This is a genomic window from Pseudenemella bisphenolivorans, assembly GCF_051133435.1.
GTDB lineage: Bacteria > Actinomycetota > Actinomycetes > Propionibacteriales > Propionibacteriaceae > JAAYAO01.
In genome coordinates this window covers 99,023-112,142 of record NZ_JBPGNY010000005.1, presented here as the reverse complement: position 1 = coordinate 112,142, position 13,120 = coordinate 99,023, and the positions used below count along the sequence as shown (strand labels likewise).

Here is a 13,120-nt window from a genome sequence, read left to right as displayed (position 1 = left end):
CGTTTCAGAAGTTGATCATGTGCCCCGAGATGCCCTCGGCAGCCTCCTTCATTGCTTCCGACAGCGTGGGATGGGCGTGGATATTACGTCCGATTTCCTCGGCGGTGAGATCCCACATCTGCGCCAGGGTCAGTTCCGGCAGCAGTTCGGTGACGTCGGGGCCGACCATGTGGGCGCCCAGCAGTTCGCCGTGGGTGGCGTCGGCGACGATCTTCACGAAACCGGTCGCATCGCCCAGGCCCCAGGCCTTGCCGTTGGCCTGGAAGGGGAACTTCGACACCTTGACGTCGTAGCCCAGCTCCTTGGCCTTGTCCTCGGTGTAGCCGAAGGAAGCGATCTGCGGCTGGCAGTAGGTCGCACGCGGGATCATGTCGTAGTTGATCGCCATCGTCTCGGCCCCGGCGATCGTCTCGGCCGCCACCACACCCTGAGCCTCGGCGGTGTGGGCGAGCATCAGCTTGGCGGTGACATCGCCGATGGCGTAGATGTGGTCGACGTTGGTGCGCATGTAGTCGTCGATCGCGATCGCGCCGCGGTCGGTCAACTCCACCCCGGTGTTCTCCAGACCGTAGCCCTCGGTGCGCGGGGCGAACCCGATCGCCGACAGCAGTCGGTCGGCCTCGATGACCTTCTGTTCCCCACCGTCTGCAGGGCTGACGGTGACCCGGACGCCGGAGCCGGTGTCCTCGACCTGCTCGACCTTGGTGGCGGTGAGCACGTCGACACCGAGTTTCTTGTAGGCCTTGGCCAGTTCGCGGCTGATCTCGGGGTCCTCGTTGGGCACCAGCCGGTCGAGGAACTCCACGATGGTGACCTTGGCGCCGTAGTTGGCCAGCACATAGGCGAACTCGGTGCCGATCGCGCCGGCACCGGCGATCACGATGCTGCCGGGCACCTGGTCGTCGAGGATCTGCTCCTCGTAGGTGACCACGTTCTGACTGCGCTCCACCCCGGGCACCATCCGGGTCACCGAACCGGTGGCGATGATCACATTGTCGAAGGTCACGGTGGTTTCGTCCTTGCCGCCGCTGACCTTGATGGTGTTCGCGTCGACGAACTCGCCCCAGCCGTCCAGTTCGGTGATCTTGTTCTTCTTCATCAGGAAGTGGATGCCCTTGACCATCCGGTCGGAGACCGCGCGGCTGCGGGAGAACGCCTTGCCGTAGTCGAAGGACACGTCACCGGAGATGCCGAAGGTGTCGGCCTCGGCGTTGAAGATATGAGCCAACTCCGCATTGCGCAGCAGCGCCTTGGTGGGGATACAGCCCACGTTCAGGCACACCCCACCCCACCACTGCTTCTCGACGATGGCCGTCGACAGGCCCAGTTGGGCGGCACGAATCGCCGCAACGTATCCGCCCGGGCCCGCGCCCAGAACCACGACATCAAAGTGAGTGCTCATGACCCATACTCTATTGGCCCGCGGCGTCCATCACACGATGGGTTCATCGCGGCACCTGCTTCATCGAGATTGGTCGCACCACTTGGCTGCACCCGACACTCCCCACCCCACCCGGCCTTTATCTCCTATATGACATATGACGTAGGCTGGACGGGTGACTGAGACGACACCTGACCGGGTTGGCAATCTGATCCGCGACGCCCGCAAGCATCGCGGCCTCACCCAGAGCCAATTGGCCGAGAAACTGGGTACCAGCCAATCAGCCATCCATCGCATCGAATCGGGCAACCAGAACCTGAGCCTGGACACCATCAACCGCATCGCGGTCGCGCTCGACCAGGAAATCATCACCCCGGCCGGCCACGGCCCCACCCATCTGCGGATCAACGGCGGCAACCGACTCAGCGGTTCGATCGCGGTGCGTTCGTCGAAGAACGCCGCCGTCGCGTTGCTGTGTGCCTCGCTGCTGAACCGCGGACGGACCGTGCTGAAGGGCATCGCCCAGATCGAGGAAGTCAACCGCATCGTCGAGGTGCTCACCAGCATCGGGATGCGCGCCACCTGGAGCCCCGACCGCAGTTCCCTGGAACTGGTGCGTCCGGCCGAACTGGATCTGTCGGCGATGGATCAGGTCGCCGCCCGCCGCACCCGCAGCATCATCATGTTCCTCGGCCCGCTGTTGCACGAGTTCAACAGCTTCAGCCTGCCCTATGCCGGCGGTTGTGACCTGGGTGCACGCACCATCGAACCGCACCTGCAGGTGCTGCGGCACTTCGGCCTCGAGGTGCTGGCCACCGACGGGCTCTACCGGGCCTCGGTCGATGCCAAGCGAGGCACCGACACCCCGATCGTGCTCACCGAACGCGGCGACACCGTCACCGAGAACGCGTTGATGGCCGCTGCGATGACCCCGGCCGAAACCATCATCCGCAACGCCTCGCCGAACTACATGGTCCAGGACCTGTGCGTGTTCCTGCAGCAGTTGGGCGTGGAGATCGACGGCATCGGCTCGACCACCCTGCGGGTGCGCGGCAAGGAGGTGCTGGACGCCGACGTGGAGTACTACCCGTCGGAGGATCCGATCGAGGCGATGAGCCTGATCACCGCCGCTCTGCTCACCCACTCCGAGATCACCATCACCCGCAGCCCGATCGAGTTCCTCGAGATCGAGTTGGAGATCCTCAAGGAGATGGGGGCCGACATCTCCCGCTCGGCCGAGTATCTCTCGCGCAACGGCCACACCCGGTTGGTGGATCTGACCGTGCACGAGGCGGAGTTGAAGTCCCCGCCGGACAAGGTGCACCCGATGCCCTTCCCCGGGTTGAACATCGACAACCTGCCCTTCTTCGCGGTGATCGCCGCCGAGGCCAAGGGCCGCACCCTGATTCACGACTGGGTGTATGAGAACCGCGCGATCCATCTGGTCGAGCTCAGCAAGCTCGGCGCCGATGTGCAGTTGATGGACCCGCACCGATTGATGGTCACCGGGCCCACCCGGTGGCGGGCCGAGGAGGTCGTCTGCCCGCCGGCTCTGCGTCCGGCGGTGTGCCTGCTGCTGGCGATGTTGGCCACCAAGGGTGAGTCGGTGCTGCGCAATGTCTATGTGATCAACCGTGGTTACGAAGATCTGGCCAATCGTCTGAACGCCTTGGGCGCCGACATTCAGGTCTTCGGGGACTGATCCGCCCTCGCGTCCACCCACCCCGATCGGACAAATATGGCCGCCGAGGAGCCGACCCCGCCGACCGACAAGATCGACGAGCCCGCCACCACCGACACGTCGGCGGAAACCGACGCGTCGGGCGGGATCCACAGTGCCGACCAGCCGAAGAAGCACGGCTGGTCCCACCATCCGCACCTGCATCTGCCCCGAGTGCGGTCCGACGGTGACGTGCCACTGCTGCTGGACAAAACCGACGACCGCTGGGAGTGGCGGCGCAAGATCCGGGAGGATCCGCGCAAGGCCTTCTTCTACCGACTCGGGGTCGGCATCCTGGGTGGCCTGCTGATCATCGCCGGGCCGATCACCGGCCCACTGCCCGGCCCCGGCGGTATTCCGCTGGTGCTGCTCGGGTTGGCGGTCTGGTCGTCGGAGTTCGAGTGGGCCCAACGCCTCGCGGTGTGGTTCAAGCGCAAGGTGCACCAGTACCGGGGCATGCGCTGGCGCTGGAAGCTGCTGATCCTGTTGGCCTTCTTCATGGTGATCTGGCTGATCTGGTACGTCGGCCTGGTGATCGTCGGAATCCCGGCGTGGGTGCCCGAGTGGGCCCGGGAATGGTTGCTGCAACTGCCCGGGGTGGAGTGATTCAGACCCGCTTGGCCCACGCGTCGGCGATCAGCCCGCGGGTGTCGCCGAGCAACTGCGGGACGGCCTTGGTCTGGGCGATGATCGGGAAGAAGTTCGCATCCCCGGTCCAGCGCGGCACCACATGCTGGTGCAGGTGCGCGGCAATCCCGGCCCCGGCCACCGCACCCTGGTTCATGCCCAGGTTGAACCCGTGCGGCGACGACACCTCGCGCAGTACCGACATCGCGGTCTGGGTGAGGTGGGCGAACTCCGCAGTCTCGGCCACGTCCAGATCGGTGTAATCGGGCACGTGCCGGTACGGGCACACCAACAGGTGGCCGGGCGAATACGGGTAGAGGTTGAGCACCACGAAACAGCTCTCGCCCCGATGCACGATCAGAGCCTGCTCGTCGTCCATCTGCGGGGTCCGGCAGAACGGACAGGAGGTGGGGTCGGCATCGTTGGGTTTGTTCTCCCCGCCGATATAGACCATCCGGTGCGGGGTCCACAGCCGTTCCAGACCGTCGGACTCACCGACGAACTGCTGCGAGTCCTCGGTCTCCATCACCCCACCCCCTCGTAGTCGCTCAGACCTGCAGCTTCTGCTCGATCGCGTTGGTGATCTCGGCGATCGCCTCGGCCACCGGCACCCCGTTCTTCTGGGTGCCATCGCGATACCGGAAGGACACCGCGCCGGCCTCGATGTCCTGGGCGCCGGCGATCAGCATGTACGGCACCTTCTGCTTCTGGGCGTTGCGGATCTTCTTCTGCATCCGGTCATCGGAGTTGTCCACCTCGATGCGCACCCCGGCGGCCCGCAGCTGCTCGGCCACCTTGTCCAGGTATTCGGTGAACTCCCCGGCGACCGGAATGCCAACCACCTGCACCGGGGACAGCCACACCGGGAACGCCCCGGCATAGTGCTCCACCAGCACACCGATGAACCGTTCGATCGACCCGAACTTCGCCGAGTGGATCATCACCGGGCACTGCCGCGAACCATCGGCGGCGGTGTACTCCAGTTCGAACCGGCGCGCCATGTTGAAGTCGTACTGGATCGTCGACATCTGCCAGCTACGCCCGATCGCGTCCCGGGCCTGGATCGAGATCTTCGGCCCGTAGTAGGCAGCACCACCGGGATCGGGCACGACCTCCAGCCCGGTGTCGTCGGCACAGCGCTGCAGTACCTCGGTCGCGGTCTGCCATTCCTCGTCGCTGCCGATGAACTTGTCCTTGTGCTTGTCGTCACGGGTGGACAGTTCCAGGAAGAAATCGTCCATCCCGAAGTCGCGCAGCAAGCTGAGGATGAAGTCCAGCAGGTGCTTGATCTCGTCCGGGGCCTGTTCGGGGGTCACGTAGGAGTGCGAGTCGTCCTGGGTGATCGAACGCACCCGGGTCAGGCCCTGCAACACACCCGACTTCTCGTTGCGGTACACCGTGCCGAACTCGAAGAACCGCAGGGGCAGTTCGCGGTACGACCGACCCCGCGAGCGGAAGATCTCGTTGTGCATCGGGCAGTTCATCGCCTTGAGGCGATACATCTGTCCGTCGTCGTCCAAGGCGGGGAACATGTCGTCGGCGTAATACGGCAGATGGCCCGAGGTGTAGAACAGGTCCTCGCGGGCGATGTGCGGGGTGCCGACGTATTGGAACCCGGCCTCGATGTGACGCCGGCGGACGTAGTCCTCCATCTCACGCTTGATCACCCCACCCTTGGGGTGGAACACGGGCAGGCCGGGGCCGACGTTCTCGGGGAACGAGAACAGGTCGAGCTCGACGCCCAGCTTGCGGTGATCGCGCTTGGCGGCCTCCTCCAACCGGGTGCGGTAGGCCTGGTATTCCTCCTTGGTCGGCCAGGCCGTGCCGTACAGCCGTTGCAGCTGCTGGTTGGCCTGGTCGCCGCGCCAGTAGGCGGCCGAGGTGCGCATCAGGGCGAAGGCGGCCTGGTTGATGTAGCCGGTGTGCGGCACATGCGGGCCGCGGCACAGGTCCTTCCAGGCCGTTTCACCGTCGCGGCGGACGTTGTCGTAGATCGTCAGGTCACCGGCACCCACCTCGACGCTGGAACCATCGTCGTCGGAGGCCGACCCCTTGTCGGCGATCAACTCCAGCTTGAACGGCTCATCGACCAGCTCCACCCGGGCCTCGTCATCGCTCACCACCCGGCGCACGAAGCTCTGCCGCTCCTTGATGATGCGGGTCATCCGCTTCTGCAGGTCGGTCAGGTCTTCGGGGGTGAACGGCTCGGACACCGCGAAGTCGTAGTAGAAACCGTCGGTGATCGGCGGGCCGATGCCCAGTTTCGCGTCACCGAACTTGTCCTGGACGGCCTGGGCGGCCACGTGGGCGCAGGAGTGTCGCAGAATCGCCAGGCCCTCGTCCGAGTCGATCAGCACCGGCTCGATCACCGAATCGCCGTCGGCTTCCAACGGACGATGCAGGTCCCGCACCTCCCCATCGACCCGGCAGGCCACGACCGAACGATCGTCGCCGTAGAGGTCCAGGCCGGTAGTGGTCGCATCGAGCTCTTCGCGCACGATGGGATCGGCACCGCCGGGCTGGGTGATGGTGATGGACACGGGTCTGTTCCTTTCGATTGCAGCGTTCTCCATCATGCCACTTACGGGCTGTGGGGGTCGCGGCTGCTCGGCGCGCGCGTCGTCACGCCGAAGATCGTGTGACGTTGTGTTCGAGGGGCGAACAAGATGTCACACGATGATGTTGGTCAGAGCCAGACGTCGCGGTAGTCGTGCGCGGTCAGGAACGCGCTGACGTTCTCGTGCTCGGGCTCGGGCTCGACCACGCCGGGCTCGATCTCCAGGTAGGCGCCGCGGTAGAACAGCAACGGACGCTGGTCATCCACCGGCTCACCGAGGCCGTCGACCCGGGCGATCACGATCCAGTGGTCACCACCGTCGACCACCTGCGAGATCGTGCAGTCGACGTAGCCGAGCGCCCCGGGGATGCGCGGATTGCCGTGCAGGTTCGGTTCCCATTCGATGCCGGCGAACTTGTCCTCGGCCTTGCCGCCGAAGGTGCCGGAGATCTCTTCCTGGTCCTCGGCCAGGATGCTGACACAGAACGACCCGGCCGGTTCGATCTTCGCCCACGACCGTGAGGTCTTCATCGGGCAGATCAGAATCTGGGGCGGCTCCAGCGACAGGGCCACGAAGGACTGGATCACGAAACCGGCCGGCACGCCGTCGACGGTCGAGGCCACCACGGCCACGCCGGTGCAGAAGCGCCCGAACACGTCGCGCAGTTGCCTGCTGGTGAACTCGTGCATATCGACGATGCGATCGTCGGCCATGGTCAGGTTCCTATCGTTGGCGGCCGGGGGCGTGAGCCATTGTCGCATCCACCCGGCCGGGGACGAGGCACCGGTTGTGGTGCGGACCTCAACGGGTGAAGTACTCGATCACCACACGCTCGAAGGCTTCCTTCTGCTCGATCATCGCCCAGTGCCCGCAGTTGGAGAACACCGTCAGTTCGGCATTCGGCAACTGCCGGAAGGCGAAGTGAGCCTGTTCGTAGGGCAGCATCCGGTCGTCGCGGCCCCAGATCATCAGGGTCTCGTGCTTGAGTTCGGTTGCCCGCTTCCACGGCGCGGTGTGCTTGCCGGCGTGCTCGCGCATCGAGGCGAAGATGCGCTGGGCCTGCTCCATCATGCCCGGCTCGAGGGCACGCCGGGTGCGCTGCTCGATGAGCTCGTCGGTAACCACCGCCCGGTTGCCGACCATCGTGTCGACCCAGGCTTCCATGGTTTCGTTGCTGGGGTTGGCGAAGAAGTCGAACAGCCGCCGTGAACCCTCGCTCTGGAAGGGCAGGAACAGCGGGGCGGCCAGTCCACCGGGGCCCATCAGGGCCATCCGGTTCACCCGGTCGGGAAACTCCAGGGCCATCTGCACCGCGACGTAGCCACCCATCGAGTTGCCGACCAGGTGGGCCTTGTCCACGCCCACCTCGTCCATGAACCGCACCATCTGTTCGGCGGCGATCTCGGGATAGATCCGGTCCAGATCGACCCACTTGGAGCGGCCGAAACCGGGCATGTCGGGTACCAGGGTGCGGAACTTCTCGGCGAAGACCTCGAAGTTGCCACCGAAGTTCGACCAGCCGTTCACCCCGGGGCCGGAGCCGTGCAGCAGCACCACCGCCTCACCGGAGCCGGCTTCGTCGTAGTAGGTGCCGGCGGGGGTGATCTTGCCGGTCTCGCGGTCGATCGCAGCGGGCTCGGGGGTCATCGCAAACATCCTTCGGTTGGCAACGGGGGCTCCGCACCGGCGCAGAACCGTGAAAGTTCCCGGACGGGCGGGCACTCAGTACGTAACCAGCCGCTGTCGCTCGGCGCGGTCCCCCTCCCGCTCATTGGGAGGTCGAACGCGGGCGACAGCGGCCGATTCATAGCCTGTCCAGCCAGGGCATTGCGAAGTCACGTGCCCACAGACGGAGTCGTCCACCGCGACGGGCCCGCACCGAACGCCAAGGGGTAAACATGTCGGAGATCAAGGGACTCGGGTACGTCATCGTGTCCACCGCACAGATGGAGCGGTGGCGGGTACTGGCCCTGGAGGTGCTCGACCTGGGTGAGGGCTCCGGCCCCGACCCCGATGCCCTCTACCTGCGGATGGACGAGCGGGCCGCCAGGTTGATCGTGCAGCCCGGGGACGAGGATCGGGTGCAGGTGATCGGCTGGGAGGTGCGTGACCAGTACGCTCTGGCCCGGCTGCGCGAGACCCTGGTCGCCGATGGCTGTCAGGTCACCGACATGTCGCTGGAAGAGATCGAGAATCGGCGCGTCGAGGGCGGTTTCCGATTCACCGATCCGTCCGGTCACCCGGTGGAGATCTTCTTCGGCCCGGTGCTGAACCACGATCCGCTGTGCAACAAGTACGGCACGCGTTTCAAGACCGGTCACCTCGGCCTGGGCCACGTCGTGGTGCCGATCACCGACCCGGTCGAACACGACCGCTTCTACCAGGAAGTCCTGGGCTTCCTGCCCCGTGGCGCCTACCGGATCACCCCCGCCGGGGTACCGCCGGTGTACGTGCGCTTCGCCTCCACCAACCGCCGTCACCACACCCTGGCGACGTTGCCGGCCGGCACCCACTCCCCCGCCCTGGTGCACATCATGATGGAGGTCGAAACCCTCGACGAGGTCGGCCGGGCGCTGGACCGGATGCACAAGGAGGGTTTCGAGCTGTCGATCACCCTCGGTCGGCACACCAACGACCACATGGTGTCGTTCTACGTGCGCACCCCCGGCGGCTGGGACATCGAGTACGGCTGTGAGGGTATGGAGATCGACGAGGACTACTACACCTCCGAGCAGATCTCGGCCGATTCGTACTGGGGTCACGACGGCTCCGGATCCTCCCCGCTGGCGGTGTTCACCCCGCCCGCACAGAGCTGACCGGCCACGTCCGATCCGGCCCGTTGCGACCGGGCCGAAGACAGTGCCGCCTCACCTCCCAGTGACCGGGAGACAAGCCCGGAGCGTTTCCGGCGCCTCCGTAGGCTGACAGCGACCCACCCGTCGTCGACGGGGGTGTAGACATCGTTGCGAGGAGTATGCATGTCCGAAATCAAGGGGCTCGGCTACGTCACCATTTCCACCACCGACATCGACCGGTGGCGCCACTTGGCGTTCGAGGTCCTCGACTTGGGTGAAGGCTCCGGCCCGAACCCCGATGCTCTGTACCTGCGGATGGACGAGCGTGCGGCCCGCCTGATCATCGTCCCCGGCGACGAGGACAAGGTGCAGATCGTGGGCTGGGAGGTCCGCGACCAGTACGCGCTGCAGCGCGTCCGCGAAGCCGTCGTCGCTGACGGCAAGGACGTCTCCGACCTGACCTTGGAAGACATCGAGGACCGGCGCGTCGAGGGCGGCTTCCGGTTCACCGATCCCTCGGGTCACCCGGTGGAGATCTACTTCGGCCCGGTGCTGAACCACGACCCGCTGGGCAACAAGTACGGCACCCGCTTCCGGACCGGCCAGCTCGGTCTGGGCCACGTCGTGATGCCGGTCACCGACCCCAACGAGCACGACCGCTTCTACCAGGAGGTCCTGGGCTTCCTGCCGCGCGGCGCGTTCAAGATCACCCCGCCCGGCGTCCCGCCGATGTACGTGCGCTTCGCCTCCACCAACCGCCGCCACCACACCCTCGCCACCATGCCGGCCCCGGCCTACGGCCCCGGCCTGGTGCACATCATGATGGAGGTCGAAACCCTCGACGAGGTCGGCCGCGCCCTGGAGCGTTCCACCAAGGAGGGCTTCACCCTGTCGTCGACCCTGGGTCGGCACACCAACGACAAGATGGTTTCCTTCTACACCCGCGCCCCGGGTGGTTGGGACATCGAGTACGGCTACGACGGCATCGAGGTCGACGAGGACTTCTACACCTCCGAGCAGATCACCGCGGACTCCTACTGGGGTCACGACTGGTCGGGTTCGGAGCCGCTCGGCGTGATGGGTCAGTGACCACCACCCGCTGAACGTTCGAGGCCCGCATCCCGATTGGGGTGCGGGCCTCTTCGTTGCCGTCGGCGTTGCTGCGTGCGGCGTTACTCCGAGAGGAAGTCGTCGACCACCCGGCAGAAGGCGTCGGTGTGTTCGATCTGGGTCCAGTGCCCACAGCGGCCGAAGACGTGCATCCGGGAATCGACGATCAACTCGTTCAGGGTCAGCGACGTGCTGAGCGGGATCACCTTGTCGTCGCGGCCGTGCACCATCAGCGTGGTGTGCTCGATTGCACGGATGTCGGCGAAGTCGTGGCTCATCGCGTCCACCCAGCGCTGCCGCGGCGCGGGGAACATGCTCTCGTAGGCCTCGCGGGTGCCCGGACGCATGCTGGCCTCGTACCGCAGTTGCACCATGTCGTCGGTGATCATGTCGGCGTTGTAGGCGAAAGTGTTGCGCATCAGATCACCCATCCTGGCCGGGTCGGGGGTGTAACCCCACACCTCGTCCAGCCCGTCGGTGATCTTGAACGGCACCCCGACGCTGCCCATCAGGATCTGCCGGCGCACCCGCTGTGGATGACCGATGGTCAGCGCGAGCGCCATCGATCCGCCGAAGGAGTTGCCCACCACGTCGACGCTGTCGAGCTCGAGTGCATCGAGCAGATCGACGATCTGGGTGAGCCACCGTTCGCGGCTGTATTCGATGCCCTCGGGCACCTGGGAATAGCCGAAGCCGGCCAGGTCGGGGGCAATGATCCGGTACCGATCCTTGAGCCGGTCGATGACCAGCCGCCAGTTGGCCCAGGCGCTCACCCCGGGCCCCGAGCCGTGCAGAAGCAACAACGGCGAACCGCTGCCGATGTCGTGATAGTTCGTGACGATGTCACCGGTGGTGACGCTGTGACCGATCTCGGGATTGTCGCTCATCGTGGGCCCCTTCTTCTCGTCGCTGACCGTCACCGTCAGACTAGAAGTGCGGTGATCACCACGGGGACGTCGTTCCGCACCGCGTGACACAGGAGGGTGTGCGATGTCGGTAGTCGAAGAAGACCTGTTCATCGGTGGACGATGGGTGCCGGCCTCGTCCGGGGAGACCTTCGAGGTCACCGACCCGGCCACCGACGAGGTGATCGGCCGGGTTGCCGACGCATCGGCCGCCGACGGACTCACCGCTCTGGACGCCGCCCAGAATGCCGGACCCGACTGGGCCGCCACCCCGCCGCGGGAACGCGGTGAGGTGTTGCGCCGGGCCTTCGAACTGATGGGTGAGCGCCGCGAGGATTTGGCGCGCACGATCACCACCGAGATGGGCAAATCGCTGGACGAGGCCCGCGGCGAGGTGGACTATGCCGCGGAGTTTCTGCGCTGGTTCGCCGAGGAAGCGGTGCGTGCCAACGGCAACCTGGTGACCGCACCGGGTGGGCAGTACCGGATGTTGACCCGGATGCAGCCGGTCGGGGTGTCGCTGCTGGTCACCCCGTGGAACTTTCCGGCGGCGATGGCCACCCGCAAGATCGGCCCTGCGCTGGCGGCCGGGTGCACCACGATCCTCAAGCCGGCAAGTGCGACGCCGCTGACCGCCTTCGCCCTGGCCCGGGTGTTCGCCGACGCCGGTGTGCCGGACGGGGTGGTCAACGTGGTGAGCACCAGTTCGTCCGGCGCCCTGACCGAACCTCTGCTGGCCGACCCACGGCTGCGCAAACTGTCGTTCACCGGCTCCACCGAGGTGGGGCGCGCCCTGCTGCATCAGGCTGCCGACCAAGTGCTGCGCACCTCGATGGAACTGGGTGGCAACGCCCCCTTCCTGGTGCTGGCCGATGCCGATCTGGATGTGGCCGTCGAGGCCGCGGTGGTGGCCAAGCTGCGCAATATCGGTCAGTCCTGTGTCGCGGCGAACCGGTTCCACGTGCATCGCTCGCTCGCCGAGGAATTCGCCGAGCGGTTGGCCGAGAAGTTTGCCGCGCAGCGGGTCGGTCACGGCCTGGACGACGGCGTACAGCTCGGTTCGTTGATCAACACCAAGGCTCGCGACGAGGTGTTGGAGCTGATTCGCGATGCGACCGATCGCGGGGCAAGGCTGCTCACCGGTGGCGAACCCGTCGGTGACCGGGGTGCGTGCCTCTCCCCCGCCGTCCTGGTGGACGTACCCGCCGACGCGCGGTGTGTGCAGGAGGAGATCTTCGGCCCGGTCGCACCGGTTGTTGCCTTCGACGATCCGGACGAGGCGGTCTCCGTGGCCAACGGCACGATCTTCGGGCTGGTCGGTTATGTCATCGGTGGTGACCTGCAACAGGCACTATCGGTGGCCGAGCGATTGGAGGTCGGCATGGTCGGCATCAACCGTGGTGTTGTTTCCGACCCGGCGGCACCCTTCGGCGGCTGGAAGCAAAGCGGTCTGGGCCGCGAGGGTGGACACGAAGGGCTGCTGGAGTACCTGGAAACGAAGTACATCGCCGCCCAGTGGTGACCCACCCGTCCGGGATCACTAGCCTGAGCCCATGAACCCGACCGAGGTGGGCGAACTGTTGCCCCGGGTACGCGAGATCGCGCTGTCCTTTCCGGGCGCGCAGGAAAAGCTGAGCCACGGCTCCCCCACCTGGTTCACCAAGAAGGTGTTCGCGATGTACGGCGCGCACGTCAAGGGCGACCACGACAGCGACCTGCTGGATCACTCGGTGGTGTTCATGCCCGACACCGATGAGCGTGAAGCTCTGTTGCAGGACGGTCGTTTTCACGTCCCCGGCTATTGGGGCCCGTTCGGTTGGCTCGCCCTGAATCTGACCGACGGCGACGTCGATTGGGACGAAGTCACCGAGCTCATCGACGCTTCCTACCGCAACACCGCCGGAGTACGTCTGATCCAGCAACTGGACTCCCGATAGGACGCCGTCGTACCGAGTGGCACACCGCCCGGCGGAGCCTCCCCGATCCGGGCGGCCTTTGACTGTTGCAGCGACATTCTCCCGGTG

At 65.9% G+C, this 13,120-nt stretch carries 12 protein-coding genes; 6 read left to right on the top strand and 6 right to left on the bottom strand.

The annotated features are described in order from the left end of the window. Nucleotides 1–4: 4 nt before the first annotated feature. Nucleotides 5–1,402, bottom strand: a complete 1,398-nt coding sequence (gene lpdA, locus ACR4XW_RS12780) for a dihydrolipoyl dehydrogenase (RefSeq protein WP_434760944.1) — start codon at nt 1,400–1,402, stop codon at nt 5–7. Nucleotides 1,403–1,556: 154 nt separating this feature from the next. Between lpdA and ACR4XW_RS12775 the strand changes: the two genes are divergently transcribed. Next, nucleotides 1,557–3,083, top strand: coding sequence for a helix-turn-helix domain-containing protein (locus ACR4XW_RS12775; RefSeq protein WP_434760943.1), 1,527 nt, complete (start codon nt 1,557–1,559; stop codon nt 3,081–3,083). Between the two features lie 36 nt (nt 3,084–3,119). Beyond that, nucleotides 3,120–3,707, top strand: a complete 588-nt coding sequence (locus ACR4XW_RS12770) for a PGPGW domain-containing protein (RefSeq protein ID WP_434760942.1) — start codon at nt 3,120–3,122, stop codon at nt 3,705–3,707. Between the two features lies 1 nt (nt 3,708). On the opposite strand, the gene ACR4XW_RS12765 is transcribed toward ACR4XW_RS12770, so the two are convergent. The 4 genes from ACR4XW_RS12765 to ACR4XW_RS12750 form a co-directional block, all read right to left on the bottom strand. Next, complete coding sequence (locus tag ACR4XW_RS12765; RefSeq protein ID WP_434760941.1) at nt 3,709–4,254, bottom strand: HIT family protein; 546 nt, start codon at nt 4,252–4,254, stop codon at nt 3,709–3,711. A 22-nt stretch (nt 4,255–4,276) separates the two neighbouring features. Then, nucleotides 4,277–6,301, bottom strand: coding sequence for a threonine--tRNA ligase (gene thrS, locus ACR4XW_RS12760; protein WP_434760940.1), 2,025 nt, complete (start codon nt 6,299–6,301; stop codon nt 4,277–4,279). Nucleotides 6,302–6,414: 113 nt separating this feature from the next. Continuing rightward, complete coding sequence (locus tag ACR4XW_RS12755; RefSeq protein WP_434760939.1) at nt 6,415–6,999, bottom strand: flavin reductase family protein; 585 nt, start codon at nt 6,997–6,999, stop codon at nt 6,415–6,417. 88 nt (nt 7,000–7,087) lie between these two features. Then, on the bottom strand, nt 7,088–7,933 hold the full coding sequence (locus ACR4XW_RS12750; RefSeq protein ID WP_434760938.1) for an alpha/beta fold hydrolase: 846 nt from the start codon (nt 7,931–7,933) through the stop codon (nt 7,088–7,090). Between the two features lie 251 nt (nt 7,934–8,184). Between ACR4XW_RS12750 and ACR4XW_RS12745 the strand changes: the two genes are divergently transcribed. Both ACR4XW_RS12745 and ACR4XW_RS12740 read left to right on the top strand, forming a co-directional pair. Then, nucleotides 8,185–9,102 (top strand): VOC family protein, encoded by a 918-nt coding sequence (locus tag ACR4XW_RS12745; RefSeq protein ID WP_434760937.1) that lies wholly within the window; start codon nt 8,185–8,187, stop codon nt 9,100–9,102. Between the two features lie 162 nt (nt 9,103–9,264). Continuing rightward, the gene (locus tag ACR4XW_RS12740) at nt 9,265–10,170 is read left to right on the top strand and encodes a VOC family protein (protein ID WP_434760936.1); all 906 of its coding nucleotides are present in this window, start codon (nt 9,265–9,267) and stop codon (nt 10,168–10,170) included. Nucleotides 10,171–10,253: 83 nt separating this feature from the next. Here the strand turns inward: ACR4XW_RS12740 and ACR4XW_RS12735 are convergent, their stop codons facing one another. Continuing rightward, nucleotides 10,254–11,078 carry an alpha/beta fold hydrolase gene (locus tag ACR4XW_RS12735; RefSeq protein ID WP_434760935.1) on the bottom strand — a complete coding sequence of 275 codons (825 nt, stop codon included), beginning with the start codon at nt 11,076–11,078 and terminating at the stop codon, nt 10,254–10,256. A gap of 103 nt (nt 11,079–11,181) precedes the next feature. On the opposite strand from ACR4XW_RS12735, the gene ACR4XW_RS12730 reads away from it, so the two are divergent. Together ACR4XW_RS12730 and ACR4XW_RS12725 are read left to right on the top strand one after the other, a co-directional pair. After that, the gene (locus ACR4XW_RS12730; protein WP_434760934.1) at nt 11,182–12,618 is read left to right on the top strand and encodes an NAD-dependent succinate-semialdehyde dehydrogenase; all 1,437 of its coding nucleotides are present in this window, start codon (nt 11,182–11,184) and stop codon (nt 12,616–12,618) included. Between the two features lie 31 nt (nt 12,619–12,649). After that, nucleotides 12,650–13,033 carry an MmcQ/YjbR family DNA-binding protein gene (locus ACR4XW_RS12725; protein ID WP_434760933.1) on the top strand — a complete coding sequence of 128 codons (384 nt, stop codon included), beginning with the start codon at nt 12,650–12,652 and terminating at the stop codon, nt 13,031–13,033. The last annotated feature ends 87 nt before the right edge of the window (nt 13,034–13,120 follow it).